This is a genomic window from Pelagibius marinus, from assembly GCF_014925385.1.
In the GTDB taxonomy this organism is placed as follows: Bacteria; Pseudomonadota; Alphaproteobacteria; order Kiloniellales; family Kiloniellaceae; genus Pelagibius; species Pelagibius marinus.
This window is the reverse complement of record NZ_JACSDK010000009.1, coordinates 131505-157772: the sequence shown is the minus strand read 5'-3', so window position 1 is coordinate 157772 and position 26268 is coordinate 131505. Positions and strand designations below refer to the sequence as shown.

Genomic DNA, 26268 nt, shown 5'->3' with positions numbered 1-26268 from the left:
CGGCCTCACTTGAAACTCTTGGCGAGCTGGCCGATGCCGGCGTAGCGGGTGTAGACCACCACCACGGCGCCGAGGACGACGAGCAAGACCAGCGACAGGGCCGAGCCCAGCGGCCAGTTGAGCTGGGTGATGATGGCCTCGAAGACCAGGTTGGCGAACATGGCGTTGCGCGGTCCGCCCAGGATCATCGGCGTGATGTAGGTGCCGGCGCCGAGGACGAAGCAGAGCAGGCTGCCGGCGGCCAGGCCGGGCATCGACAACGGCAGGGTCACCTCGCGGAAGGTCTGCCAGCCGGTGGCGCCCAGCGAGCGCGCGGCGTCGGCCAGGTTGGTGTCGATGCCGTCGATGCTGACGTAGATGTTGAGGATCATGAAGGGCAGCAGGAAGTGCACCAGCCCCAGGATCACCGTGGCCTCGTTGTAGAGGATCTGCAGCGGCTCCGAGATGATGCCGGTCCACAAGAGGAAGACGTTCAGCGCGCCGCTGACCCCCAGGATGTTGATCCACGACATGGTGCGGATGATGTAGCTGATCCAGAAGGGCAGCATGAGCAGCAGGATCAGCGCCGCCTTGTGGCGCGTCGTCGAGCGAGCGATGAAGTAGGCCGGAATGTAGCCCAGCAGGATGCAGACGACGGTCGAGAGGCCGGCGATGCGCAGGGTCTGGAACAGGATGTCGCGGTAGAACTCGTCGCTCAGCACCTCGGCCCAGTTGTCGAGGAAGAAGCCGACCTGCTCGCCGCCGGCGGCGGTGCGCAGCCAGAAGGAATAGACCAGGATGAAGCACAGCGGCACGGCCAGCAGCAGGACCACCGCGGTCAGGGCCGGCGACATGAGCAGCCAGGGGCGGGGCCCCGGCGCGTCCGCGTCCGCTGCTACTGCTGCCATGAAATCTGAACCTAGCCCGGACTTCTCAAACCATCGTGGAGCGTCATCGCCTCAGGAAGCCCGCTCGATAGGAGAAGCCCGAAAAGCGTAGCAGGGACTACGGTTGAGGGCTTCGACGCAGCGTGCGGGCTTCCTGAGGCGACCCGAAGGGCGGGGCGAATTTGCTGACAGGCGGCGTCAAGCCGCTCGACCGTATTGCCGATACGCTCTTCGCGTCTTTTCTGGCCTGTCAGCAAATTCGCCTCCGTGACGCCCGCGATGGTTTGAGAAATCCGGGCTTCTGCTCCATCCGGCTTATCGCCTGCCGGTATGAGAGGGCCAGTCTTTGCCTTGGGGGTTCATTGTGCAAATAGATAAGTGCTATGCTGGTCATAGATGACATCTATGACTGCCCCAAGGAGGCCGGAATGCTTCAGGAAAGCGGCGAACGCCTGGCCCGGGAACTGGACTGGAATCTGCTGCGCACCTTCATGGTGGTGGTGCAGGAAGGCAGCGTCACCGGCGCCGCCAAGCGTCTCTACCTGCGCCAGCCCACGGTCAGCCACGCGCTGAAACGTCTGGAAACCCGCCTCGGCAAGCGCCTCATCGAGCGCGGCCCGGCGATCTTCCGCGTCACCCCGGCCGGCGAGGTGCTCTATAAGGAGTGCGTCGAGATCTACGGCAACGTCGCCCGGGTGGCGGTGCTGACCCGCGACGTGAAGGACGAGATCACCGGCCATGTGCGCATCGCCATGGCCAGCCACGTGATCTCGCCGATCTTCGACGAGGTGCTGGCCGCCTTCCATGCCGAGAACCCCAAGGCGACCTACGAGATCGAGGTCGATACCTCCGCCGAGGTGACCCGCGCGGTGCTGGAGAAGTCGGCCAGTTTCGGGCTCTGCCTGGTGCACAAGCGCTCGCCGCGCCTCGACTACAAGATGATCTACCGCGAGCACTTCGGTTTCTTCTGCGGCCCGCCGCACCCGCTGTTCGGGCGCGAGGGCCTCAGCCTCACCGACCTGAAGGGCCACGCCTCCGTCTCCTTCAAGACCGACCAGCTGGCCGACGCCCTGCGTCCCGTCGCCCTGTTGCGCGCCCAGCACGACCTCGACGACTGGGTGGTCGGCCACTCCTCCCACCTGGAGGAGGTGCGGCGGATGATCATCGCCGGGCTCGGCATCGGGCCGCTGCCGATCCACGTGGTAGCGCGCGACCTGCGCGACGGCCTGCTGTGGCGCCTGCCGCCCTACGAAAACCCGCCGGCGGTGGATATCTACCTGGTATGGAACCCCCAGACCCACCTGAACCGCGCCGAGGCCGGCCTGCTGCAGGCCCTGCGCGAGGCCATCGACGCCAAGCCGCTCAGCGCCCGCACCTACGAGTAAGCCCCCGGCGTCATCCGGCGTGGGCGGGAAAGCTTGCCGGTTTCAGCCGCAGCAGCCGCCGCCGGTCTGGACCGGCGGGCAGGGAACCGTTCCATAAGAGCAGAACACGCAGCAGTCCCCCGGCTTCGGCCTCAAGAGGGCGTTGCAGGCCTTGCAGTCGTAGAACCACTGGCAGGCGTCCGTCGGCATCGCCTCGGTGACGGCATGGCCGCAGTGCGGGCAGGTGAGCGTTGAGTGAAGGATGACGCCGGCGGATCGTATTTCCATGATCGGGCTTCCCGCCGTCTTCCGGTCAGCTTCCCGGCCGGGCCGGATAACCGGCATCGCTCGAAGCGGCGGCAATCGATGCGGCTGTGGTGATGGCCGGATCGAAGGTGACGAAGGCCGTCTTGGCCTCGAAGTCGATCTCGACCGAACTGACGCCCTCCACGCCCTCCATCGCCTTGCGGACGGTAACGGGGCAGAGCGCGCAGAACATGTTGTCGACGGTGAAGGTGACGCTTTGGAGAGTTGCCTGGCCGCCGGCGGACTGGGCCGCTGCCGGCGGGAGGGGGGCGCCCATGTGAAGCCCGATCGTCGCGAGAAGGAGAAAGCCGGCGAGGCGAGAGAGGGAAAACTTCATCAGCGGTTTGCTCCAAAGAGTGAGGTCAGTAGAACAGCGGCGCCCACCAGTTGACGGTCAGCGCCGACGCTACCAGCAGGGTTGCGATCCAGAGCGCCGGTTTGACGATCACGGAGGACCGGGGCCGGCTGCAGTGGGTCCCCTCGGCGCAGCCTGCGGCGGGCCGGAAGTAGACCTGCCGGAACCCGAGGCCGACAAAGACCAGCGCCACAATCGCGAAATAGGGCTTGAAGGGCTGCAAAGCGGTCAGGTTTCCGATCCAGGCGCCGGAAACGCCGAGAAACAGCAGGACAAGGGGAAGGATGCAGCAGGCGGAGGCGAGGACCGCCCCGACGACGCCGCCCGCGGCGAACCATCCCGGCCGATGGTCGGGTGCGGTATCGGGGGTTTCCGGCAAGGCCGTTGCGGCTTGTTTCTCGCTCATATCATTCGGCTCTCGAATTCGGGCTGATTTGATCCTAAAGTCTGTAGTAACTACAGACTCAAGGAGTTTCAGGCGATGAAGGCATTCAGCCCGGATAAAGGTCTCCTGCGGGCCGACCTGGCCCGCCGGACCGGCTGCAACCTGGAGACCATCCGCTACTACGAGAAGATCGGCATGATGCCCGATCCGCCGCGGAGCGGCGCCGGGTACCGCGTCTACGATGCGGGTCACGTATCCCGCCTGCGCTTCATCCTGCGGGCGCGCGAACTCGGCTTTTCGATCGATGACGTGCGGGGACTGCTGGCGCTGATGGACCGCGGCACGCAAACCTGTGCCGAGGTGAAGCAGCGCACGGAGCGGCACCTGGCCGACGTCCGGGCGAAGATCGCCGACCTCAGACGCATAGAGCGGATTCTCGCGGAGACGGCGTCGCGGTGTTCGGGAGACGAAGTGCCGGAATGCCCCGTCTTGGACGCGCTCGAGTCGCAGGCATAAGAGCCCGATCCGCCGCCGCCGCTTGGTGACGACTCAGTCGACGATGCCGGCCTTGCGGCAGGCGAGGGCCGAGAGCGCAAGGTCGCCCAGCGCGTGGCCGCGAAAGATGAAGGCGCTGCGTTCCTGCGGGCTCTCGCGGCCGGCGATCTCTCCCAGGACCAGGCCCGTCAGGTCGCCCGAGACGGCCTCGGGCGGGGCCAGCTTGTTGGGCAGCGCCGCTTCCTGCGCCATGTCGTCGATGACCAGACGGTCGAAGGCCGTGAAGCTCTCCTTCTTCCAGGGGGCGGCGAGATCCGTCACCGCGGCGAAGGCGCCGGGCTTCAGCCAGTCGGCGTCCAGGAAGGGCTCCAGCGCCGGTGAATAGGTGACCGAGGTGACGAGCAGGTCCGCCGGTCTTGCGGCTTCCTCCGGGGAGGCGCAGACCACCACCGACAGCCCCAGGGCGGCCGCCGCTTCGCTCAGCCTGTCGATGTTGGCCCGCCCGCGGGCGAAGATGCGCACTTCCTCCAGGGGGTAGATGTCGGCGAAGGCGGCAAGGTGGCTGCGCGCCTGCACGCCCGCGCCGATGAAGGCGGCGACGGCGGAGTCTTCGCGCGCCAGGTGCCTGGCAGCGGTCGCACTGAGGCCGGCGGTGCGCACCGCGGTGATCCAGTTGCCGTCCAGGATCGCGACGGGCAGGCCCGTGTCGCTGCTCAGCAGCGTGACCAGTCCGTTGATCTGCGCCAGGCCGCGCTCCGTGTTGCGGGGGTTGAGCACCACCGTCTTCACCGCCAGCAGCGCCGGGTCGTCGGCGGCGGCCAGGGCGGCCATCATGTAGCGGCCGTCGCCGGGCTGGATCACCGCCTTGGGGGCGCTCCAGACCGCCGAACGGGCGCTGCCGGCAATCATGGATTCGATGCTTTCGATGACCTCGCCGGTGGTGATGCCGAGGCCGGCGAGCGCCGCTTCGGAGAGAAAGGGAATGTTTTTGAGATCAGTCATGGGGCGCATGCTACCACGGCAAAACCCCGGCTTGGCTCGGCGGGCCGAATCGGCCGCTGCCGCCCGCCCCTCGAAGTCCGCAGCCCGCCTGGGGAAATCGTGTTAACTATTTATAAAGGTTGAGAAAACTTTACTCTCTCGGCATGATGCTTTTCGGGGACCGGCATTGCCGGAGTTGGTAGAGGAGACGTTCGAGGGGGACTTGTTCCACCGGGCGCGCTCTTCCGAAATGGAAGGCCAGCCCCTAGCCAGGGATGCCAAGCGGTGTCGGGTGATTCGCTGAAGGCAACCGAGCCGGCGGTGCCGCGGGAAGCTCCCGCCAAGCCGCGACGACGGCCACCTTTCGGACGCGGCTGGCGGCGTATCGCCACCCTTGGCTCGACCCTCTGCCTGCTGACCGCGCTGGGCAGCCTGGCCGTCATCGAGGCCAAGACCTCCACTCTGCAATCCGCACTCTTTTCGCGCCTGGCCGGCGAGATGACCTTCCGCGTCGACGAGGGGCCGAGCGACGTTATCGCCTTTCCCAAGGACGGGCCCTATGACCGGCGGCTCGGCTACGTCGGCCTGCCGGAGTTCATCGACAGCCTGCGCGCCGAGGGCTACCGGGTCGAAACCCAGGCCCGTGTCTCCGAGCGCTTCGACTGGTATTTCCAGCAGAGCGGCATCGCGCCCTACCGCGCCAAGTCGCGCTCCGGCCTCGCCCTGCTCGACCGCGACGGCGCGCCGGTCTTCCTCTCGCGCACGCCCGAGCGTGCTTTCGAGACTTTCGAGGCGGTGCCGCCGCTGATCGTCAAGACGCTGCTCTTCATCGAGAACCGGGAGCTTCTGACTCCGCGCTTTCCGCGCGCCAACCCGGCGGTGGAATGGGACCGCCTGGCCATTGCCTTCGCCGACCTGGTGGTGAAGAAGACGGTGACCGGCGGCCAGAGCCCGGGTGGCAGCACCCTGGCCACCCAGATGGAAAAGTTCCGCCACTCGCCGGAAGGGCGCACCGACAGCGTGGTCGAGAAGCTGCGGCAGATGATCTCCGCCAGCCTGCGCGGCTACCTCGGCGGGCGCGACACCACCGCGGCGCGCCGCCGGATCGTCGTCGATTACCTGAACTCCACGCCGCTGGCCGCGCGGCCGGGCTACGGCGAGGTGATCGGTCTCGCCGACGGTCTCTGGGCCTGGTTCGGCACCGATTTCGAGACGCTGCGCGACAGCCTCTCGGCCCCGGCCGCCGACGCCGCGGCGCTGCAGCGCCAGGCCACCGTCTACCGCCAGGCGCTGAGCCTGCTCATCGCCCAGCGGCGGCCCTCGGAATACCTGCTGGCCGGTCGCGCGGCCCTGGACCGCCTGGTCGACAGCCACCTGCGCCTGCTGGCCCAGGCCGGGGTCATCGACGCCCGCCTGCGCGACGCGGCCCTGGCCCGGCGCAACGGCTTCACGACGGCTCTGCCGGCCGCCGCCTCGCCGGCCTCGGAGCTGTCCTGGAAGGCCGCCTCGACGCTGCGCGCCCGCCTGCTCGGCCAGCTCGGACTCGGCTCGTTCTACGACCTGGACCGCCTGGACCTGACGGTGGAGACGACGCTGGACAAGAAGGTGCAGGAGCAGGTGACCGCCGCCCTGAAGAGCCTCTCCGACCCCGCCGCCCTGAAGGACAGGGGTCTGGACGCGCCGCGCCTGCTGGACCGCGGTGACCCGGCCAAGGTGATCTACAGCCTGCTGCTCTACGAGCGCGGCGCCGACCGCAACCGGCTGCGCCTGCAGGCCGACAACTACGACGGCCCCTTTGACGTCAACGAGGGCACCAAGCTCGACCTCGGCTCCACGGCCAAGCTGCGCACCCTGGTCAGCTATCTGGAGATCATCGCCGAGCTGCACGAGGAACTGCACGGCCAGCCGGTGGAGGTGCTGCGCGTCAGGGCCCTCAAGGGCGACGCGCTTACGCGCTGGGCCGCCGCGGCGCTGGCCGGGCGCCCCGAGCTGGATCTGCGCGGCCTGCTGGCCGCGGCCATGCAGCGGCGCTATTCCGCCAACCCGGAGGAGGGCTTCTTCACCGGCGGCGGGCTGCACCACTTCGTCAATTTCGACAGGCGCGACAACGGCCGCGTCATGACCGTGGCCGATGCCCTGCACAACTCGGTGAACCTGGTCTTCATCCGGCTGATGCGCGACGTGGTGCGCTACCACGTGGCACGGATCGTCGCCGAGCAGGGCGATCCGCGCGACCCCGCCTCGCCGCTGCGCGACGGCTATCTCAGCCGCTTCGCCGACCGCGAGGGCAAGGAGTTCATGCTCGGCTTCTACGATGCCTACCGCGGCCTCGACCGTGATGAGATCCTGGAGCGCCTGTCGCGCCGGGCGCGGCAGTCGGCCGCGGCCCAGTCGGTGGTCTTCCGCTCCCTGCGTCCGGAGGCCGGGCCGGCGGCGCTGGGCGCCTTTCTCAAAGAGCGGCGGCACGGACGCGCGCTGAGTGACAGCGACCTGCGCGGTCTCTACGACAGCTACGCGCGCGAGAGCTTCTCCCTCAACGACCGCGGCTACATCGCCAAGGTCCATCCGCTGGAGCTCTGGCTGGCCGCCTTCCTCAGCCGCGGGCCGGGCAGTTCCTTCGCCGAGGCCGTGGAGGCCGGCGCCCAGGCCCGTCAGGACGCCTACAGCTGGCTGTTCCGCGCCAAGATGCGGCGCGCGCAGAATCAGCGTATCCGCGTCCTGCTGGAGGAGGAGGCCTTCCAGCGCCTGGCCGTCACCTGGCAGCGGCTCGGCTACCCCTTCGACTGGCTGGTGCCGTCCTACGCCACCTCGATCGGCAGCTCCGGCGACCGGCCGGCCGCCCTGGCCGAACTGATGGGCATCATCCTGAACGACGGCCTGCGCCTGCCCAGCGGCCGCTTCGAGCGCCTGCGCTTCGCCGAGGGCACGCCCTTCGAAACCGTGATGCGCCTGCAGGTGCCGCCGGGCGAGAGGGTGCTGCGCGCCGAGGTGGCCGCCACCCTGCGCCAGGCGCTGGTCGAGACCGTCGAGCAGGGCACCGGCCGCCGGGCGAGCGGCGCCTTCAGCGACGCCGAGGGCAACCGGCTGATCGCCGGCGGCAAGACCGGTACCGGCGACCACCGCTACGAGCGCTTCGGGCGCAGCGGCGAACTGATCTCCTCGCGGGTCGTGAACCGTACCGCGACCTTCGTGTTCTTCCTGGGCGACCGCTTCTTCGGCGTTATCTCGGCCCATGTGGCCGGACCGGACGCCGCCGGCTACGGCTTCACCTCGGCGCTGCCCACGCAGTTGCTAAAGTCCCTGGGCCCGGAACTGCAGCCGTTGCTGGAGCGCGCGCCCGCGCCGCCGGCCCCGGTGCCGGCCCCGCAGCTGGTCGACGACGTCGAGGAGACCACGCCGCCGCGCCCGGGGGCGCCCTGCTATCGCACGCGGGAAAATCGCTGGAACTGCACCCTGGCCGCGGTACCCCAGTCTGCCTCGGCGGCGGCCCCGCGCGGCAACGCCCTCGCGGCGCAATAGAGGCCGCCGGAGAGCGTCTCAGTAGCGGCCGGGGTCCTGCTCGTCGGGCAGGCGTTTCAGGAAATCACGGTAGACGGCGTCCTTGGAGCGTTCGTGCAGCGCCGCCAGGGCGGCCACCGGATTTTCGTCGTAATCGATCCTGAGATTGAGGGCCGCGCCCCTGCCGCCGTCGACCAGCAGCGCCGCCGAGCGGGTGCCGCGGCTGTCGCCGCCGGCCGCCTGGCCGGCGCTCAGCGCCGCCAGCAGGCGCCCGGCCAGGTCCGGCGCCGACTCCGTCCGGTAGGCGGCGGACATGGCCTCCAGCACCTCCGGTCCCGCCAGAATGTTGCCGGCGACGATGACGTTGTCGCCTTCGAGGTGGCCCTTGAAGTCGCTGTTGGCCGTGCCGGTCCAGCCGGCGGTCGCGCCCGCGCGGTCCATCACCGCGAGCTGGCGGAAATCGCGGCCTTCGTCCTCGGCGACCAGGGTGCGCATGACGTGCGAGGCGCTCTGCCCCTTGGCCAGCAGCGGCAGGCCGCGGCGGGCGAAGAGCACGTTGGTGGTCCAGCCCTGGGTGGCCACGGCCCCGACGCCGAAGCGGCAGTGCGGCACCTGGGCGCCCACGGCGATGCTGCCGGTCGCGGTGGCGACGCCGATGGCCCCGTTTTCCGGGTCGCGGCCGATGATGGTGAAGGTCATGCCCTAGTAGGTTCCTGGGGGCGGGGTTCCTGCCGCCAGTTGTTCGCTGGCGAGCAATTTATCATGAAAAAATACGTTACATTTGAATTTATCATGCTAAATTGAAGCTGTAAACGCGCAGAAACTGCGCACAACCGATCCACCAGGGAGGCGGTAATGAAAAAAATTCTCTACGCAGCGGCTCTCGCGGCCGGCCTTGGGGCCACCGGCGTCCTCGCCGCCGGCGCCGTGCAGGCGCAGACGCCGCCGGGCGTTCTGGTCGTCGGCCAGATCGCCGAGCCGAAGTCGCTCGATCCCCATGCGGTGACCGCGGTCAACGACTTCCGCATTCTGATGAACGTCTACGACGGGCTGGTCCGCTACAAGGACGGCACGCTGGAGGTCGAACCGTCGCTGGCCGAGTCCTGGACCATCAGCGACGACGGCACAACCTACACCTTCGACCTGCGCGACGGCGTCACCTTCCACGACGGCTCCGCGCTGACCGCCGAGGCGGTGAAGTTCAACTTCGACCGCATGCTCGACGAGAACCATCCCTTCCACGACACCGGGCCCTTCCCGCTGTCGTTCTTCTTCAGCGCCATCGACAGCGTGACCGCCGAAGACGCGGACACGGTGACCTTCAAGCTGAAGGAGCCCTACGCGCCCTTCCTGTCCAACCTCGCCTATCCGACCGGCCTGATCGTCTCGCCGGCGGCGGTGAAGGAACACGGCAAGGATTTCGGGCGCCATCCCTCGGGTACCGGTGCTTTCCGCTTTGCGGAGTGGGAGAGCAACGCCAAGGTCGTCGTCGTGCGCAACGAGGACTACTGGGAAGGCGCGCCCTCGCTGGAGGCCATCGTCTTCCGCCCCATCACCGACGCCAACACCCGGGTCGCCGAGATGCTGTCGGGCGGTATCGACATGATGGTCGAGGTGCCGCCGGATTCCGTCGCCACCTTCGGCAACGACGCCAGCTACCAGGTCTACGAGCAGGCCGGTCCGCACGTCTGGTTCCTGATCTTCAACGTGAAGGAAGGTCCCCTGGCCGACAAGAAGGTGCGCCAGGCGGTGAACTACGCCATCAACAAGAAGGCGCTGGTGGAGAACGTGCTGCAGGGCACCGCGGAAGTCGCTGCCGGCCCGACGCCGCCGGCTTTCTCCTGGGCCTACAACGACGAGCTCGACCCCTATCCCTACGATCCGGACAAGGCCAGGGACCTGATCAAGGCCGCGGGCCATGAGGGCGCGGAGCTGACCTTCTACGTCACCGAAGGCGGCTCGGGCATGCTGGACCCGGTGCCCATGGGTGCGGCGATCCAGGCGGACCTCGCCAAGGTGGGTCTCAAGGTCGACATCGAGACCTACGAGTGGAACACCTTCCTCGGCAAGGTGAACCCGGGCCTGGAAGGCAAGGCCGACATGGCGGAGATGGCCTGGATGACCAACGATCCGGATACGCTCCCCTACCTCGCCCTGCGCAGCGAAGCCTGGCCCGACAAGGGCGGCTTCAACTCGGGTTACTATTCCAACCCGGAGGTCGACAAGCTGCTTGAGGCGGCGCGCAGCAGCACCGACCAGGCCGAGCGCGCGAAGCTCTATAAGGAGATGCAGGCCATCGTGCATGAGGACGCACCCTGGGCCTTCATCGCCAACTGGAAGCAGAACGCGGTGACCTCCGCCGCAGTGAGCAATTTCTCCCTGCAGCCGTCCTTCTTCCTGATTCTGAAGGACGTCACCAAGGGCTGACTTCCGCCCAGGTTCCTCCCCGGTGGCCCCTGCAGGTAGCGGGGGATCCGGGGAAGGGGCCGCCCGCCGCCCGCAAGTCGCTCCACGACCAACAGGGGAGACAGCGCCCAAGATGCTGGCCTACACGGTAAAGCGCCTGGTGCTCGCGGTGCCCGTCCTGCTGGGCCTCACCGTCATCGTCTTCCTGATCATGGCGATGATCCCGGGCGATCCCGCAACGGCCATCCTCGGCTCCTACGCCACGCCGGAGAACGTCGAGCGTCTGAACCGTCAACTGGGCCTCGACCGCTCCCTGGTGGAGCAGTACTTCGTCTGGCTCGGCAACCTGCTGCAGGGCGACTTCGGGCGCTCCTACAACCTGAACCGCCCGGTGATCGACGAGGTGCTGGAGCGTTTCTCCGCCACTCTCATCCTGGCCGGCGCCTCGCTGCTGCTCTGCTCGATCTTCGGCCTCATCGCCGGCGTCGTCTCGGCGGTGCGCCAGTACGGCTGGACCGACAAGATCGTCACCTTCTTCGTGCTGGTCGGCATCTCGGTGCCGTCGTTCTGGCTGGGCCTGCTGCTGGTCCTCGCCTTCGCGGTGACCTGGCGCCTCTTCCCGGCCAGCGGCATGTTCGCCATCTACGGCGGCGGCGACCTGCCCGACCTGCTGCACCACCTGGTGCTGCCCGCGATCACCCTGGCGGTGGTGGCCACCGGCGTCATCGCCCGCCTCACCCGCGCGGCCATGCTGGAGGTGCTGCGCCAGGACTACATCCGCACCGCCCGCGCCAAGGGGGTGAGCGAGCGCCGCGTCATCTACCGCCACGCCTTCAAGGCGGCGCTGGTCAATGTCATTCCGGTGATCGGCGTGCAGGCCGGCTTCGTGCTGGGCGGCGCCGTCTACATCGAGACCGTGTTCCAGTGGCCGGGCATCGGCCGCATGCTGGTGACGGCCATCTCGACCCGCGACCTGCTGCTGGTGCAGGGCGGCGTGCTGGTGGTGGCGGCCAGCTACGTGCTGTTCAACCTGCTCACCGACCTGCTGCAGCACCTGGTCGACCCGAGGCTCCGCTCATGACCGCCGCCGCCACCGCCACGGCCCCGGCCGCCAAGGCCGGCAGCGGGCGGCCCTCGCCGCTGAAGCTCTTCCTGCGCAACCAGCTCGCCGCCTTCGGCGCCGGGCTGCTGCTGGTCATCATCCTGCTGGTCATCCTGACGCCCTTCCTGCCGCTGCAGGACCCGGCCGCGACCGATCCGGCCAACCGCCTGCTCCGGCCGCTGGCCGAGGGCCACCTGCTGGGCAGCGACCACCTTGGCCGCGACATCCTCTCGCGCCTGCTGTGGGGCACCGGGGTCAGCCTGCTGGTCGGCCTTTCGGCCACCTCCGTCGCCGCGCTCTTCGGCTCTTCCATCGGCATTCTCGCCGGCTACTTCGGCGGGCGCGCCGACACCCTGCTGATGCGCGGCATCGACATGCTCATGGCCTTTCCCTACATCCTGCTGGCGCTGGCCATCGTCGCCGCGCTGGGGCCGGGCCTGCTGAACGCGCTCTTCGCCATCGCCATCGTCAACATCCCCTTCTTCGCGCGCAACATCCGCGGCGTCACCCTGGGCCTCGCCAAGCGGGAGTTCATCGACGCCGCGCGCCTCTCCGGCAAGTCGGACCTCTCGATCCTTCTGACCGAGGTGCTGCCCAACGTGCTGCCGGTCATCGTCATCACCGTCTCGACCACCGTCGGCTGGATGATCCTGGAGACCGCGGGCCTCAGCTTCCTCGGCCTCGGCGCGCAGCCGCCCGACGCCGACCTGGGCTCCATGCTGGGCGAGGGGCGCAAGCTGCTGATCACCGCGCCGCACGTCTCGGTCATTCCCGGCGTGATGATCTTCCTGGTGGTGATGAGCATCAACCTCTTGGGCGACGGCATCCGCGACCTGCTGGATCCGCGCCTCAAGTCCGGCGCCCTGGCGCGCCCGGCGCCGATGACGGAAGTCGACCGTCCCTCGGCGCAGACCGCACCGTCGGCCCAGGCCGTGGCGGCGATGAGCGCGAAGCAAGGCAGCGTCCTGGCGGTGCATGACCTGGAGACCCAGTTCCGCATCGGCAGCGACGTCTACAAGGCGGTGAACCGCGTCAGTTTCGACATCCGGCCCAACGAATGCCTGGGCCTGGTCGGCGAGTCCGGTTCCGGCAAGTCGGTGACCGCGCTGTCGCTGCTGGGCCTGGTGGCGACACCGCCGGGCCGCATTGTCGGCGGGCAGGTGCTGCTGCAGGGGCGCGACTTGCTGGGGCTCGATGCCGCCGGCCTGCGCGCGGTTCGCGGCGACGGCGTCGCCTACATCTTTCAGGACCCGCTGACCACGCTGCATCCGCTGTTCACCATCGGCGACCAGATCGCCGAGGCGATCCGCAGCCACAAGCCCGTGTCCTACAGGGAAGCCTGGGCCAGCGCCGTGAAGCTGCTGGACGCGGTGCGCATTCCCAACGCGGCGGGCCGCGCCTCGGCCTATCCGCACGAGCTTTCCGGCGGCATGCGCCAGCGCGTCTCCATCGCCATGTCGCTGGCCAACGATCCCGAGTTGCTGATCGCCGACGAGCCGACCACGGCGCTGGACGTCACCGTCCAGGCGCAGGTGCTGAAGCTGCTGGACCAGCTGCGCGACGATACCGACGCCTCGCTGCTGTTCATCACCCACGACTTCGGCGTGGTCTCGGAGGTCTGCCACCGCGTCGCGGTGATGTACGCCGGGCGTATCGTCGAGATCGGTCCCACCGAGGAGGTGCTGAGCGCACCGGCGCATCCCTACACCGAGCGCCTCATCGCCTGCGTGCCGCGCCTGGGCGAGCCGGGCCGCCGCCTGGAGGCCATCCCCGGCCTGCCGCCGGCGGTCAACAAGCTGCCGCCGGGCTGCGCCTTCGCCGAGCGCTGCCCCCATGCCGAAGACGCCTGCCGCCAGGGCGAGATCGATCTCGACGCCGTCAACGACGCCCACCAGGTGCGCTGCATCAAGCCGCGCAACGGGCAAGGCGGGGGGGCGGCATGAGCGCGCTGATGGAAATCCAGGACGTCACCCGCCGTTTCGGCGGCGGGCGCACGCTGCTCGGCCGGCCCAAGCCTGCCGTCCACGCGGTGCAGGGCGTCAGCTTCGAGGTGCGCCAGGGCGAGACCCTGGGCATCGTCGGCGAATCGGGCTGCGGCAAGTCGACCCTGGCCAAGCTGCTGGTCGGTCTGCAGCGGCCGACGGAGGGCGAGGTCTCCCTGGGCGGGGCCCTGCTGCACGACCCGGCGGTCTTCGACCGCCGCGCCCTGGCCAAGCGGGTGCAGTACGTCTTTCAGGACCCCTTGAGCTCGCTGAACCCGCGCAAGACCATCCGCCAGATCCTCGAAGCGCCGCTCATTCACCTGCTGCAGATGCCGGCGGCGGCGCGCCAGGACAAGCTCATGGAGATCATGGAGGCGGTGCGCCTGCGCCCCGAGTTCCTGGAGCGCTATCCTCACGAGTTCTCCGGCGGCCAGGCCCAGCGCATCGGCATCGCCCGCGCGCTGGCCGCCGAGCCGGAGGTCCTGGTGCTCGACGAGCCGGTCTCGGCCCTCGACGTCTCGGTGCAGGCCCAGGTGCTGAACCTGCTGGACCAGCTGAAGGCGGACTTCGACCTGACCTACATCTTCATCAGCCACGACCTGGCGGTGGTGGAGTCGGTCAGCGACCGGGTGCTGGTCATGTATTTCGGCCGCGTGGTGGAGGAAGGCACCGCCGGGGAACTGTTCCGCCGGCCGCTGCATCCCTACACCCGGCTGCTGCTGTCCTCCGCGCCGGTGCCGGGCAGGAAGGGCATCGGCGCCGAGGCCAGGATCGCCGAGCTGCCGGACCCCCTGGCGCCGCCGCCCGGTTGTGCCTTCGCCGCGCGCTGCCCTCATGCGAGTGATCTCTGCCGCGAAACCCTTCCGGTGCTGGAACGCGAGGGCGAATCCGCCTATGCCTGTCACCACCCGCGCAAGGGGGAGCCCTGGCCTCCGGCCAATGTCGAAGCGGCCGGGGACTAGGCGGCGGGAAACCCGAAGGCGTCGAAGAAGAACATGAGCGAGACCCTGGACAGTCCTGTCACACCCCCGGAGGAGGGCGGAAAACGGCGCGGCAAGAATCGCCCGGTGCGCATCGCCGAGGAGATCAAGGACTGGATCGTCATCCGCGGCCTCAAGCCCGGCGACCGCCTGCCCGGCGAGCGCGAACTCATCGGCCGCTTCCAGGCCAGCAAGGGCACCATCCGCGAGGCCCTGCGCGTGCTGGAGACGCAAGGCCTGGTGCGCAGCCGCACCGGCCCCGGCGGCGGCACCTTCGTCGAGGCGCTGTCGGAATCCCGCGCCATGGAGCTGCTCGGCAACTACTTCTTTTTCCAGAACCCGACCATCGGCGACATCTATGCCCTGCGCCGCATCCTGGAGCCGGAGCTGGCGGCCGGCATCGCCGGCAAGCTGGAGGAAGCCGACTTCAAGCGCCTGGAACAGATCATGCAGATCTACGAGGATCCGCCCCAGGATCTGGAGGAGGAGCGCCGCCAGCGCCATGCCGAGCTCGACTTCCACTCCATCCTGGTCGACTACTGCGACAATCCGGTGCTGGCCTTCATGTGCCGCTTCCTGCAGTCGCTGCTGCGCGACCTGACCGTCTGCAAGCGTATCTACGACGTGCCCAACCCGGATCTGCGCGAGAGCGGCCTCAGCTACCAGGTGCGCCTGCTGCGCGCCCTGCGCCGCGAGGACGCCAAGGCGGCACGCGAGATCATGTTCGAGCACATGTGCACGGCCCAGCGCTACATGGAAGAGCGCGAGGCGGTGCTGCAGACGAAGTTCCTGCAGGTTCCCGACTAGAATTTAGTGCAAGACGTAGCGGTGTTCGGCCAGGGCCGTCCGCCAGGCTTGCTTGGCGGCGCGGCGCTCTTCCGGGGTCGCCAGCGGGCCGATGTGGCCGGGCCAGTTCTCCCTCTCGACATAGGCGAAGAGCCGCAGTGCCTGGTAGCACATGACGCCCAGGGTCACCGCCTTGCCGTCCAGGCGCGCGGCCGCAAGGCGAGGGTCGTCGATGCAGCCGGCCAGCGCGCTCAGCTTGTCCTCGGTGATGGGCTCCAGCAGGCCGGCGAGGCCGGGGCGGTCGGAGAAGACGTAGTCCCGGCGGGCGTCCTGCCATTGGAAGCGACCCTCGAAGGCCAGCAGGTCGTCTTCCAGCGGCGCCGCGGCGGCCGGGCCGGACGTGCCGAGGGCGGCGCTTAGAAGCAGCAGCAGGGCGAGGAGTGGTCGGCGCAGGCCCGAAGGAGGGTTGTTCATCGGCGAAACTTCGAGTGTTGGCGAGGTGTGCTGCCCTTCAGTCGCACGAAACGGCGCCGTGGTTCAACGCCGCCGTCTCCCGGGGCGCCGTCAGACGTGGCTGCGCTGCCGGGGCAGGCCGGAGGCCAGGGCGGTCAGCGGGTTGTCCAGTACCCGCTCGGCCGGCAGGGTCACGCTCACCTGGGTGCCGAGGCCGCGGCGGCTGGTGATGGTCAGGGTGCCGCCGTGCAGCTCCGCCAGGCTGCGCGCGATCGGCAGGCCCAGGCCGGTGCCGCGGTCGCGCGTGCGCACGTAGGGGCTGCGGATCTGGCTGAACAGCCCCATGGCCTCGGGAATGTCGTCCTCGTTCATGCCGCAGCCGGTGTCGGCCACGGTGATCTTGTAGTCGCCCGTCTCCGTCACCTCACCGCTCACGGTGACCTTGCCGCCCTCCGGCGTGAACTTGATGCCGTTGGACAGCAGGTTGAGCACGATTTGATCCAGCTTCACCGGGTCGGCGCGCAACAGCCGCGCCGGGCCTTCGATGTTGCAGCTGAGCCGCAGCCCATGCTCGCGCGCCGTCGGCTCCTCGGCGTGAATGGCGGTCTGCAGCAGGTCGTGGACGTCGACGGTCTGCTCGTCCAGCTCCTCGCGCCCGGCCTCGATCTTCGAGAGGTCGAGCAGGTTGTTGATGAGCGTCAGCAGGTGGCGGCCGGAATTCCGGATGGTCGCCAGGTAGTCCTCGTAGCGCGGGTTGTCGATCTTGCCGAAGACGCCGCGCTGCATCATCTCGGTGAAGCCGATGATGGAATTCAGCGGGGTTCGCAGCTCGTGGCTCATGTTGGCCAGGAACTTCGACTTCATTTCACTGGCCAGTTCCGCCTGCTGCTTGGCCAGCAGCAGGGCGCGCTCGGTGCGCTTGCGCAGCGAGATGTCGCGCAGAGTGGCCAGGACGGCGGGCTCGCCGTTCCAGGTGGTTCGGGTGATGCGCAGGTCGGCCACCGTGTCGCTGCTGCGATGGCGGCCGATGACGATTTCCATCGTGTCACCGTCGTCGATCGGGATGCCCGGGTTGCTGCCCAGCAGGCTGGCCGGGTTGCGCCTGAACAGGTTGGCGGCGGCGGGATTGGCGAACCTGATGTGACCGCGCAGGTCGAGCACCAGCATGGCGTCGCTGTTGTCCTGCACCAGGGATTCGAAGCGGGTCTTCTTTTCTTCCGCCTGCTGCAGGCGCCGCCGGGTCTGGCAGGTCCGGGCGAAGCGCTCGATGCGGAACTTCAACCGGTGACGGAAGACAGGGTCGTCGAGGTCGGACTTCAGGATGTAGTCATGGGCTCCCTGGCGCACCGCATTCATGGCGACGAGCAGGTGATCGTTGTCGGCCAGCAGGATCAGGGGCGCGTCCGGGGCGGTGCCGGAGAGCAGATTGAGCACGTCGCTGGGACGGCAGCCGGTGAAGCCGGCCTCCAGCAGCACCGCGGCGACGTTGCCCTGGCGCAGGGCCGCGGCCGCGCCGAACAGGTTGCCTGCCCAGATGACCTCCTCGCGGAACGCGGAGGCCGCGCGCCGCGCAGCGGCGTCGTCGGCGGTGCCCTGCCGCGTCCCGGCCAGGGCGGCCTGCAGGCGGACGGCTTCTTCGTTGCCATCTGCCATCAGGAGGTAGCGCGTCGGTCTCTCCATTTACCGGTTCCTAACCAAGCTTAACCTCTGGGTTACGCCCAATTGATTAATGCTTAGTAAAGGTTCTACGCCGGATGACTATGGTGTGCCGTGACCTTTCTGGGGTGTGGCGGGCCGATTCCGAAGCCGCGGATGGTCAGGGAGTTGTGGCCGGGTTGTCAGAATTTATCATGTAAAGCAGCGGGTTATATGCTATTGCGCAACATGCCGCCGCGACGGTACTGCTGCTCCACGGTCGGGCCGGGAGGTGGTAACGGTAATAATTCCTATGGATACGGGCCGGTGATGCCCCTTTTTTCACACGCGATGCCACAGGCGGAATCGTTGATCGCCGCCGGCGCGCTGCGATACTCAACAAAGCCTCGCCCGCCCCACAAGAAGGCAGGCCCTTATGACAAAGCAGAAGGGCAGAAAGGCTGAAGGAATGGAGATGCAGTACCGAAGCGCACCGCAACGCTTCACGCAAGGCGGCCTGTGGGTCGGCCAGCGGTTTCAGGAGATGCGTAAGGCGGCCCGGCAGTGGGAGGTGGAGTCCTTCTTCACCGACTCCCGGGCCGTGCGCCACGTCTGCCTGCGCGACATCCTCGATCCGTCCCGCCGGGTGACGCTGGCCTGCTCCACCTTGATGGACCGCAGCCGGTTCCGCCCCCTGGAAGTGCGGCTGCGGCGGTCTTTCTAGCGCGGCCGCGCCCGGCGCTGCAGGGCAACCTGCGCGTAAATTGAATTTGCGCTGTCTTCGCACAATCGTTAACGAAAGCTTCAGGACCCTGGGGCATTCTTGAGGTATGTTTTCTTCATTGTTCAGGCGTTTTTCGTCCCCTTGTTCTGATCGCCGCATTGAACCGCGCGGCACCGAGGTCGATGGCCATGTTTTCATCGACGGCAAAGCCTACCCCCTGAAAGACTGGTCACGCCGCGGTTTCTCCGCCGGCGCCTACAGTGCTGAGCACTACCCCGGCGACAAGATCGCCTTGACCGTCGAGCTGGATATCGAGGACGAGGCCCTGACGTTCGACTGCCAGGCGGTCGTCATCTGGGTCGACCGCGAGCGCCGGGAACTGGCCGGCGTCTTCACCGACCTGGATCTCCGGGTTCAGGAAAAGATCATGCGCTCCCTCTTCGCGCGCCGCGCGGAGACTCAGGATCTCGGCGCCCCGCTGCACGCCTGAGCAGTCCTTCCGCGTCACCTCCGCGCCGGCGGCACTATTTCCGCTGGGGCAGCTGGGCCAGGATGGCGCGCTTCTGCTCGGCCGTGAGGATCGGCCAGTCGCGGATCTCGTCGACGTGACGCAGGCAGCCGATGCAGCGGTCGGTCCGGGGGTCGACCTGGCAGACGGAGATGCAGGGCGAGGGCACCGAAGTGTCGAAGACGCGCTGCGGACGCTGGCGCCGCCTGGGCCTGGGGTTGTCGCTGTCGGTCACGGGGCCCGGCCCCTCCTTACGCAAAAGTGATCCGCCGGCTCCCGCCGGTTTTTGCCCCCGAACAGGCGCAAGTCGTGGGAAAGGCGCGCCGGCCGCGGGACGTCTCCGGCCAACAGCAGGGCCAATAGCAGGCTCAGAGGCCCGTTTTCAAGCCCGCAGCACCCGCTTATGATCTGAAACCTACTCCGGTTGCCCTGCCGCTCGCAGCCAATGCAATGAAAGTAGAGGAACAAGCATGGTCCGGCGCCTGCGGCTGATCAGCGGTCTTACCCTCTTCTTCTATGTCCTGACGCATCTCTTGAACACGGCGTTGGGGGTGGTGTCCTTCTCCGCCCTGGAAGCAGGGCAGGAGGTTTTCGTCGCGTTCTGGCGCAGCCTGCTGCCCACCGTGCTGCTCTACACGGCGCTGCTGGTTCACTTGAGCCTGGCCTACTACGCGATCTTCCGGCGGGAGAGCCTGGCCATGCCGCCGCTCGACGCCCTGCGCTACCTCTTCGGGGTGCTGATCATTCCGCTGGCGGCGCTGCACATCCTGGGCACCCGCCTGGTGCACGAGATCTATGGCGTCGACGACAGCTATCTCTACATCGTGGCGGTGCAGTGGGGCTTCAATCTGCGCGACGCCCTGCAGCAGACGCTGCTGGTGCTGGTGGTCTGGACCCACGGCTGCATCGGCCTGCACCTCTGGCTGCGCCTCAAGCGCTGGTACCCGCGCTTCGCCCCCTACGGCCTCGCCGCCGCCGTGCTGCTGCCGACCCTGGCGCTGGCCGGCTACCTGGCCGCCGGGCGCGAGGTGCTGCGCCGCGTCGCCGCGAACCCGGACTATATCGCCGAGATCCTGGTGCTGAGCAACGCCCCCTCGACGGCCGAGCGCGACGACGTGCTGGCGCTGCGCGACGGCGTGGTCATCGGCTTCTTCGTGCTGCTGGCCCTGACGCTGGTCGCCCGCCTGTTGTGGCGCCTGTGGCAGCATCGTCAGGGCATGGTGCGCCTCAGCTATCCCGGCGGGCGCCGCGTCAGCGTGCGCAAGGGCGTGACCATCCTGGAAGCGAGCCGCAGCGCGCGAGTGCCGCACGCCTCGGTCTGCGGCGGGCGCGGGCGCTGCTCCACCTGCCGTGTGCGCGTTGGCCGCGGCGGGGCCAGCCTGCCCCCGCCGGAGCCCGAGGAGCGAAAGGTGCTGGCCCGCGTCGGCGCCGCGCCCAACGTCCGGCTGGCCTGTCAGACCGCGGTCTTCGCCGACTGTGAAATCACGCCGCTGCTGCCGCCGGCCGCCGGCCCGGCCCTGGCGCAGCCGCGCGCCGGCTACCTGCAGGGCGACGAGCGCGAGATCGCCATCCTCTTCGCCGACCTGCGCGGCTTCACCTCCCTGTCGGAGGACCGCCTGCCCTACGACGTGGTCTTCGTGCTCAACCGCTATTTCACCGCCATGGGTACGGCGGTGGAGCAAGCCGGCGGGCGCATCGACAAGTTCATCGGCGACGGCGTGATGGCGCTGTTCGGCATCGAGCGGGGCGTCGAAGTGGGCAGCCGCAACGCCCTGGAGGCGGCGCGGCGCATGGCCGAGCATCTGGAGGAGTTGAACCGCAGCCTGGCCGCCGACCTGCCGGAGCCCCTGCGCATCGGCATCGGCCTGCACAGCGGATCGGTCATCGTCGGGGAGATGGGCTACGGCCCGGCGACGTCACTCACCGCCATCGGCGACGCGGTCAACACGGCCAGCCGCCTGGAGGCGCTGACCAAGGACTATGAAGCGCAGCTCATCGTCTCGGCCCCGCTGGCCGCCCACGCCGGCATCGATCTCGCGGCCTTCCCGCATCAGCAGATCGACGTGCGCGGCCGCAGCCAGCCGCTGGACATTCACGTGTTGAAGAGCGCCCTGGACCTGCCGGCCATAGCACCTTCAGCGGTGCGCGCGGCGGAGTAGGCGGCCCCTGAAGGGTCAGCTGCCGGCCTTGGCCTTGTACTCGGCGATGGCGTTCTTCAGCTCTGTGTACTCGTCGCAGCCGAAGAAGCAGGCGTCGTCCAGCACGTCGAGGCGCTCCTCGGCCTTCGGCAGGTCGCCCAGGGTCAGGTAGAGCTCGCCCAGGTACTCGTTGGCGCCGCGGTGACGCGGCTCGAGGGCCAGGGCCTTCTGATAGTGAGCCAGGGCGACGTCGTTGTTACCGAGCTGGCGGTTGCTGTAGCCGAGGTAGTTGAAAGCGTCGGCGTTCTTGTCGTCACCGGCGACCACCTTTTCCAGCAGCGGGATGGCCTCGGCGTACTTGCCGTCCTCGACCAGCTGCTTGGCGGCGGTGTAGTTCGGATCCATCGGCTTCTTGGAGTCACTGCCGCTGTCGCCGCCCATGCCGTAGGCGGCGCCGCATGCCAAAGCAAAGGTGAGGGCGAAGGGGGTGATCAGTTTGAGTATCCGGATCATCGCTTCCTCTTCCGTTTTGAGCGACCAAGCAACTTCAAGCTCTCGCGTCGGCGCTCGCGCCACTATGCGTCGGAATGCTGCGCCGCACCAAGTACAATTGGGGTGACCTCCCCGGAGGCCCCGGACTGCTGCGGTCGCGGGCGCCTTCTTTTCATACCTACGCAGCCGCGGGCCCGGTGGATGCAGCCCGGCGGGCAGAAATTCGCGCCGGTCCTCCGTCAGCCGGTGTCCAGCTCGGCTTCCAGGGCGGCCGGATCCTCGCTGTCGATGACCCGCCGGGCGGTCTCGTAGTCGAAGCCCTGGCGGCCCAGGGCGGCCAGGTCGCGCTCGCGCCGCTCGGCGCGCTCGCCGGGGCGGTTCTCCAGGCGGTAGGGGCCGAGGCGCCGGCGCTTGGCGTAGCGCAGGGCGGCGCGCAGTTCGCGCCCGGGTCCGGCGTTCTCGTCGGCCTCCAGGGCCGCCTCGATCAGCGCCGCGGGCAGGCTCTTGGCCCTCAGCTTGGCGCGGATCATGGCCGCCGAGGTGCCGCGCGCCAGCAGGCCGCGCACCCGCTCGCGGGCGTAGCGGGCGTCGTCCAGCAGGCCCAGCCCGGTCAGCCGCGCAATCAGGCGCTCGACCGCCGCGGCGCCCTCGTCGGGGTCGGTGCCGTGCACCTTGGCGGAGAGTAGGATTTTCCGCCGCAGCAGGCGTCGCAGGTGGCCGCTGGAGCTGTCGTAGCGCTCCAGGTAATACAGCGCCGAGCGCTCCAGGCCCTCGGGCGTGGCCTTCAAGGGCTGGCGCCGTTTTCCCCGGGTTTTGCCCGCTTTGCGCCCCGCCTCCTCGTCGCCCTGCCGGCTCATGGGCGCGCCTTCGCGCCTTGCGTCCGGCGGCGGCTGGGACTATGTGAAGCGCTATGGAACATCAGACCCTCTCGCTTGGCGGCACCCGCGTCAGGCACATGGGGCGCGTGAACTGGCGCGGCCTCTGGACCCTCTACATGAAGGAAGTGCGCCGCTTCCTCAACGTCTTTACGCAGACCCTGCTGGCGCCCATGGTGACGACGCTGCTGTTTCTGGCGATCTTCACCCTGGCGCTGGGCGGCGGCGGGCGGGTCGTCGGCGGCGTGCCCTTCGCGACCTTCCTGGCGCCGGGCCTCATCATGATGGCCATGGTGCAGAACGCCTTCGCCAACACCTCCTCCTCGCTGGTCATCGCCAAGGTGCAGGGCAACATCGTCGACGTGCTGATGCCGCCCCTCTCGCCGGCCGAGCTGACCCTGGGCATGGCCGGCGGCGGCGTCACCCGCGGCATCATGGTCGGCCTCGCCGTGGGCCTGGGCATGTGGATCTTCGTGCCGGTCACCATCCATAATCCGCTCTTCATCCTCTTCCACGGCGTCATGGCCTCGCTGATGCTGTCGCTGCTCGGCATGATCGGCGGCATCTGGTCGGAGAAGTTCGATCACATCGCCGCGGTGACCAACTTCGTGATCACGCCCTTCTCCTTCCTCTCCGGCACCTTCTATTCCATCCAGCGGCTGCCGGAGACCTGGCAGATCGTGGCCCACTTCAATCCCTTCTTCTACATGATCGACGGCTTCCGCTACGGCTTCATCGGCCACGCCGACGGCAATCTGACGCTGGGGATCGTGGTCATGGCCGGGGTCAACCTCTTCCTCTGGTTCGTGACCTACCGGATGTTCGCCACCGGCTACCGGCTGAAGCCGTGACCGGGGTCGGCGGCAGCCCCGAGGCGGAAGGCGCCGCGGTGGGCGCCGCTGCGCCGGTGCTGGCCTTTCGCGCCTGGCGTCCACTGTCCTTCCGGCGCTTCAACTGGCGCGGCCTCTGGACGGTCTACTACGGCTACGGCCTGTTCCGCTTCCTGCGTTTCGGACTGGAAACCCTGGCCGGCCCGCTGGTCTCCAGCATGCTGTTCCTGCTGGTCTTCGTGGTCGGCCAGCGCAGTCTCGGCGAGATGCTGCCGGGGGTGGGCCTGAAGGAATTCATCGCGCCCGGCGTGGCGCTCTACGCCCTTGCCTACACCGCCTTCCAGAACTCCGCGGCGATGATCGTGCTGGACAAGATGGAGGGTACCATCGCCGACGTGCAGATGGCGCCGCTCAGCGCGCTGGAGGTCATCGCCGGCTTCGTGCTCTCGGCGGCGACCTGCGGGCTGATGTCCGGCGCGCTGGTCGCGCTGGGAACCGCGGTCTTCGTGGATTATTCATACTTCGATGTAACGTTTGTCCTCGGCTTTGCCGTATTGGCAGCGCTGCTCTTCGCGCTTCTGGGCACCATCGCGGGTCTCTGGGCCGAGCGCTGGGACCACTACGGCGCGGTGGAGGGTTTCCTCATCGTTCCGCTGGGGCTCCTCTCGGGGACCTTCTTCTCGGTGGAACGGCTGCCGGAGGCGTTCCGGGACTGGATCTACTTCAATCCCGTGTTCTACGCCGTCGACGGCTTTCGGGCCGGCTTCATCGGCCAGGCGGAAACCTCGCTGGCGCTGGGCGCCGGCCTGCTCGCCGCGCTGAACCTGACGCTGGCGGTGCTGGCCTGGCGCCTCTTCGCGGCGGGCTACAAGATCCGGCCCTGAGTAGCGCCGCGCTGCGGGAGCCGGCGAAAGGTGACGATTGAGGTCAGTCGGGCAATGCTGAAATCACTCCAGAGCAAGCTTTTCACGGCGCCGCTGGCGGTTCTCGCCGCGGCCTTCCTGTGGCTCACGCCGGCCGCCGCCGCGGAGAACATTCCCTTCAGCCAGGGCCTGCTGTGGCAACTGCAGAAGGACGATGCCCCGGCCAGCTACCTGCTCGGCACCATGCACTCGACAGACCCGCGTCTGCGCGAGCTGCCCAGGGAGATCGACCAGGCGCTCGACCGCTCGCAGGTCGCCGCCTTCGAGATCGTCACCGGCCAGGGCGGCGAGGCGGACATGGCCCAGGCCCTCCAGCTGCCGCCGGGCCGGAACCTGGAGGACATCATCGGCGCCGAGCTTTTCGGGCGCACCGCCGCGGCGGTGGCCGACTTCGGCGTCACGCCCGAGGGCCTGCAGCGCATGAAGCCCTGGGCGCTGAGCTTCTTCCTGGCGCGTCCGCGCATCGAGGTGATCCGCCAGGCCCAGGGTGAGCCGGCCTTCGATTTCTGGCTGCAGGGCGAGGCCCAGCGCCGCGGCAAGGCCCTGCACGGTCTGGAGAGCTATGCCGAGCAGCTCGAGATCTTCGACGGATTGAGCGAGGCCGAGCAGGTCACCCTGGTGGCCGACCTGTTGAACGATCACGAGCACATCGTGAGCCAGTTCAATGCCATGTTCCGCGCCTACCTGAAGGGCGACACCGCGACCCTTATGACGTTCGCCAACGACTACTCCGGCGTCGACGATGCCGCCGCCGCGAAGCGCCTGGCCGAACGCATGATCGACGACCGCAACCACACCATGGCCGAGCGCATGGTCCCGCTGCTGGAACAGGGCCGCGCCTTCGTGGCCGTGGGCGCGCTGCACCTGCCCGGCGAAGAGGGCATCCTCAGCCTGCTGCAGCAGCGCGGCTACCGGGTGACCCGGCTCTACTGACCGGCAGCCCGCCCGCGCATTGGGCTAAATCCCCGTATTGCCGGAATCTTAAGGTTTTCCGCCCAGGCTCACCTGCAACCGGCGATTGATCCCGCCTGGGCGGGGCAGCTGGAACTGTGCAACGGCGGAAATGCGGGATCACCATGACGCGGCATCAACACACCAGCGCCATTCTTCGTGCCTGGACCTTGTCACTCCTCGGACTAGTGCTGGTATTGGGGGCGGGCTCGGCTGCTGCCTCCGATCCTCATCCGGTCAAACATGCCGAGGGGCAGCTCTGGCAAGTTGAGCGCGAGGGCCAGAGGCCGAGTTACCTCTTCGCTCTGTTTTACTATGACGACCCGGCTCTGCGGGATCTGCCCGCGCCGGTAATGCAAGCCTTCGGCAAGGCCGAACAGGTGAGCTTCTCCTTCATTTTCGATGAAGCCGAGATGGGGCAATGGAAAGACCAGCTCCACCTGCCGGCGGCCCAGTCGCTGCGTCACCTGCTTGACGACGACACCTACCGCGGCGTCGTTGCCAGGGCGGAACGCTACAATCTCTCGCCGGCCGAAGTCGACCGGCTGGCGCCTTCTGCTCTGTCCCACATGTTCAGCTTCCCGCCGCGTCTTTGGAACGGGTTCGGCGCGCAGGATCAGTTTCACGGAAGGCGCCTGGTTGATTGGGCGCAGCAGGACGGCAAACTTCTGATCTCACTGGAAGACCCGCAAGAGGTGGCGGCTTTGCAGGACAGCGTGCCGGTGGCCGACTACGTCGCGGCTCTCAAGGTCGATCTTGCTATGGCCGGCTCGCTTGAAGACGCCTATGCGAATCACCTGAAGTCCTATCGCGCCGGCAGAGTCGACTTCATAGCGAAGTACAATGAGTTCTTTGCAGCAAACATGGGTCCCGATGCCTACGAACGGATCGAGGAGAAGTGGATTTTCGGGCGCAACCGAATGCTGGCGAAGCGCCTGAGTTCAATGTTCGAGAGCGGCGCCACCTTCGCGGGCCTGCAAGCCTTTCAACTGCCCGGGGAGAAAGGCGTTCTCTCCCTGCTCGAGAAGGAGGGCTACCGGGTCACCCGGCTCTATTAGGCTGCCGGGGTCGCCCGAATCCGCCGCAAGCCGCCGGAATCCGGGCGCTCCGGTTGACAGCGGGGGGCATTCTGCCAATAGTGTCGCCCCTTCAGCCCCGGCCGCGTGCCGTGTAAGCTGAACCCGGCCGGCCCCGGCAAGCCCGGTGCCGGCCCTAGAATGAACCGTCCCCGCC

General features: G+C 68.1%; 26 protein-coding genes. 15 read left to right on the top strand and 11 right to left on the bottom strand.

The window, feature by feature from the left end; all coding sequences use genetic code 11:
- Nucleotides 1-5: 5 nt before the first annotated feature.
- On the bottom strand, nucleotides 6-887 hold the full coding sequence (locus H7X47_RS10710; protein WP_193368663.1) for an ABC transporter permease: 882 nt from the start codon (nucleotides 885-887) through the stop codon (nucleotides 6-8).
- A gap of 362 nt (nucleotides 888-1249) precedes the next feature.
- Between H7X47_RS10710 and H7X47_RS10705 the strand changes: the two genes are divergently transcribed.
- Nucleotides 1250-2251 (top strand): LysR family transcriptional regulator, encoded by a 1002-nt coding sequence (locus H7X47_RS10705; protein ID WP_227010375.1) that lies wholly within the window; start codon nucleotides 1250-1252, stop codon nucleotides 2249-2251.
- A gap of 42 nt (nucleotides 2252-2293) precedes the next feature.
- Here the strand turns inward: H7X47_RS10705 and H7X47_RS10700 are convergent, their stop codons facing one another.
- From H7X47_RS10700 to H7X47_RS10690, 3 genes are read right to left on the bottom strand one after another with little or no spacing between them, the layout of a single operon-like run.
- Complete coding sequence (locus H7X47_RS10700; protein ID WP_193368662.1) at nucleotides 2294-2518, bottom strand: GDCCVxC domain-containing (seleno)protein; 225 nt, start codon at nucleotides 2516-2518, stop codon at nucleotides 2294-2296.
- Nucleotides 2519-2543: 25 nt separating this feature from the next.
- Nucleotides 2544-2873 (bottom strand): heavy-metal-associated domain-containing protein, encoded by a 330-nt coding sequence (locus tag H7X47_RS10695; RefSeq protein WP_227010374.1) that lies wholly within the window; start codon nucleotides 2871-2873, stop codon nucleotides 2544-2546.
- Nucleotides 2874-2898: 25 nt separating this feature from the next.
- Nucleotides 2899-3297 (bottom strand): mercuric transporter MerT family protein, encoded by a 399-nt coding sequence (locus tag H7X47_RS10690; protein WP_193368661.1) that lies wholly within the window; start codon nucleotides 3295-3297, stop codon nucleotides 2899-2901.
- 75 nt (nucleotides 3298-3372) lie between these two features.
- Between H7X47_RS10690 and H7X47_RS10685 the strand changes: the two genes are divergently transcribed.
- Nucleotides 3373-3792 (top strand): MerR family transcriptional regulator, encoded by a 420-nt coding sequence (locus H7X47_RS10685; protein ID WP_193368660.1) that lies wholly within the window; start codon nucleotides 3373-3375, stop codon nucleotides 3790-3792.
- A 33-nt stretch (nucleotides 3793-3825) separates the two neighbouring features.
- Here H7X47_RS10685 and H7X47_RS10680 read toward each other — a convergent pair whose 3' ends face one another.
- Nucleotides 3826-4773, bottom strand: a complete 948-nt coding sequence (locus tag H7X47_RS10680) for an ornithine cyclodeaminase family protein (RefSeq protein ID WP_193368659.1) — start codon at nucleotides 4771-4773, stop codon at nucleotides 3826-3828.
- A 264-nt stretch (nucleotides 4774-5037) separates the two neighbouring features.
- Between H7X47_RS10680 and H7X47_RS10675 the strand changes: the two genes are divergently transcribed.
- Nucleotides 5038-8271, top strand: coding sequence for a transglycosylase domain-containing protein (locus H7X47_RS10675; RefSeq protein WP_319633580.1), 3234 nt, complete (start codon nucleotides 5038-5040; stop codon nucleotides 8269-8271).
- An 18-nt stretch (nucleotides 8272-8289) separates the two neighbouring features.
- On the opposite strand, the gene H7X47_RS10670 is transcribed toward H7X47_RS10675, so the two are convergent.
- Complete coding sequence (locus H7X47_RS10670) at nucleotides 8290-8949, bottom strand: DUF1028 domain-containing protein (RefSeq protein ID WP_193368658.1); 660 nt, start codon at nucleotides 8947-8949, stop codon at nucleotides 8290-8292.
- A 156-nt stretch (nucleotides 8950-9105) separates the two neighbouring features.
- Here H7X47_RS10670 and H7X47_RS10665 point away from each other — a divergent pair, with 156 nt between their 5' ends.
- From H7X47_RS10665 to H7X47_RS10645, 5 genes are all read left to right on the top strand, one after another.
- The gene (locus H7X47_RS10665) at nucleotides 9106-10677 is read left to right on the top strand and encodes an ABC transporter substrate-binding protein (RefSeq protein ID WP_193368657.1); all 1572 of its coding nucleotides are present in this window, start codon (nucleotides 9106-9108) and stop codon (nucleotides 10675-10677) included.
- A 112-nt stretch (nucleotides 10678-10789) separates the two neighbouring features.
- Nucleotides 10790-11737 (top strand): ABC transporter permease, encoded by a 948-nt coding sequence (locus tag H7X47_RS10660; protein ID WP_193368656.1) that lies wholly within the window; start codon nucleotides 10790-10792, stop codon nucleotides 11735-11737.
- A complete protein-coding gene (locus H7X47_RS10655; protein ID WP_193368655.1) occupies nucleotides 11734-13701 on the top strand; it encodes a dipeptide/oligopeptide/nickel ABC transporter permease/ATP-binding protein in 1968 nt (655 codons plus the stop codon). Before H7X47_RS10660 ends, H7X47_RS10655 begins: the two co-directional genes overlap by 4 nt.
- The gene (locus H7X47_RS10650; RefSeq protein ID WP_193368654.1) at nucleotides 13698-14702 is read left to right on the top strand and encodes an ABC transporter ATP-binding protein; all 1005 of its coding nucleotides are present in this window, start codon (nucleotides 13698-13700) and stop codon (nucleotides 14700-14702) included. Before H7X47_RS10655 ends, H7X47_RS10650 begins: the two co-directional genes overlap by 4 nt.
- A 33-nt stretch (nucleotides 14703-14735) precedes the next feature.
- Nucleotides 14736-15527, top strand: a complete 792-nt coding sequence (locus H7X47_RS10645) for a FadR/GntR family transcriptional regulator (protein WP_193368653.1) — start codon at nucleotides 14736-14738, stop codon at nucleotides 15525-15527.
- Nucleotides 15528-15530: 3 nt separating this feature from the next.
- Here H7X47_RS10645 and H7X47_RS10640 read toward each other — a convergent pair whose 3' ends face one another.
- Both H7X47_RS10640 and H7X47_RS10635 read right to left on the bottom strand, forming a co-directional pair.
- Nucleotides 15531-15980, bottom strand: coding sequence for a hypothetical protein (locus H7X47_RS10640; protein WP_193368652.1), 450 nt, complete (start codon nucleotides 15978-15980; stop codon nucleotides 15531-15533).
- A 90-nt stretch (nucleotides 15981-16070) separates the two neighbouring features.
- On the bottom strand, nucleotides 16071-17639 hold the full coding sequence (locus tag H7X47_RS10635) for an ATP-binding response regulator (protein ID WP_193368651.1): 1569 nt from the start codon (nucleotides 17637-17639) through the stop codon (nucleotides 16071-16073).
- Between the two features lie 430 nt (nucleotides 17640-18069).
- Here H7X47_RS10635 and H7X47_RS10630 point away from each other — a divergent pair, with 430 nt between their 5' ends.
- Complete coding sequence (locus H7X47_RS10630) at nucleotides 18070-18318, top strand: hypothetical protein (RefSeq protein WP_193368650.1); 249 nt, start codon at nucleotides 18070-18072, stop codon at nucleotides 18316-18318.
- 106 nt (nucleotides 18319-18424) lie between these two features.
- Complete coding sequence (locus H7X47_RS10625) at nucleotides 18425-18808, top strand: hypothetical protein (RefSeq protein WP_193368649.1); 384 nt, start codon at nucleotides 18425-18427, stop codon at nucleotides 18806-18808.
- Nucleotides 18809-18842: 34 nt separating this feature from the next.
- Here H7X47_RS10625 and H7X47_RS25795 read toward each other — a convergent pair whose 3' ends face one another.
- A complete protein-coding gene (locus tag H7X47_RS25795) occupies nucleotides 18843-19061 on the bottom strand; it encodes a DUF1289 domain-containing protein (protein WP_319633579.1) in 219 nt (72 codons plus the stop codon).
- Nucleotides 19062-19296: 235 nt separating this feature from the next.
- Between H7X47_RS25795 and H7X47_RS10615 the strand changes: the two genes are divergently transcribed.
- Nucleotides 19297-20985, top strand: a complete 1689-nt coding sequence (locus tag H7X47_RS10615; protein WP_193368648.1) for an adenylate/guanylate cyclase domain-containing protein — start codon at nucleotides 19297-19299, stop codon at nucleotides 20983-20985.
- A 15-nt stretch (nucleotides 20986-21000) separates the two neighbouring features.
- On the opposite strand, the gene H7X47_RS10610 is transcribed toward H7X47_RS10615, so the two are convergent.
- Nucleotides 21001-21477, bottom strand: coding sequence for a tetratricopeptide repeat protein (locus H7X47_RS10610; RefSeq protein ID WP_193368647.1), 477 nt, complete (start codon nucleotides 21475-21477; stop codon nucleotides 21001-21003).
- A gap of 218 nt (nucleotides 21478-21695) precedes the next feature.
- Nucleotides 21696-22313, bottom strand: a complete 618-nt coding sequence (locus H7X47_RS10605) for a regulatory protein RecX (protein ID WP_193368646.1) — start codon at nucleotides 22311-22313, stop codon at nucleotides 21696-21698.
- A 53-nt stretch (nucleotides 22314-22366) separates the two neighbouring features.
- On the opposite strand from H7X47_RS10605, the gene H7X47_RS10600 reads away from it, so the two are divergent.
- The 4 genes from H7X47_RS10600 to H7X47_RS10585 all read left to right on the top strand — a co-directional run bounded on the left by H7X47_RS10600 (nucleotide 22367) and on the right by H7X47_RS10585 (nucleotide 26093).
- The gene (locus H7X47_RS10600; protein WP_227010372.1) at nucleotides 22367-23182 is read left to right on the top strand and encodes an ABC transporter permease; all 816 of its coding nucleotides are present in this window, start codon (nucleotides 22367-22369) and stop codon (nucleotides 23180-23182) included.
- Nucleotides 23179-24045 (top strand): ABC transporter permease, encoded by an 867-nt coding sequence (locus H7X47_RS10595; RefSeq protein WP_193368645.1) that lies wholly within the window; start codon nucleotides 23179-23181, stop codon nucleotides 24043-24045. The genes H7X47_RS10600 and H7X47_RS10595 overlap by 4 nt, the downstream gene beginning before the upstream one ends.
- Nucleotides 24046-24099: 54 nt before the next feature.
- Entirely contained in the window at nucleotides 24100-25017 is a 918-nt protein-coding gene (locus tag H7X47_RS10590) for a TraB/GumN family protein (protein ID WP_193368644.1), read from the top strand.
- Nucleotides 25018-25160: 143 nt separating this feature from the next.
- Nucleotides 25161-26093: a TraB/GumN family protein gene (locus H7X47_RS10585; RefSeq protein WP_193368643.1), complete on the top strand. Its 933-nt coding sequence runs from the start codon at nucleotides 25161-25163 to the stop codon at nucleotides 26091-26093.
- Nucleotides 26094-26268: the final 175 nt, after the last annotated feature.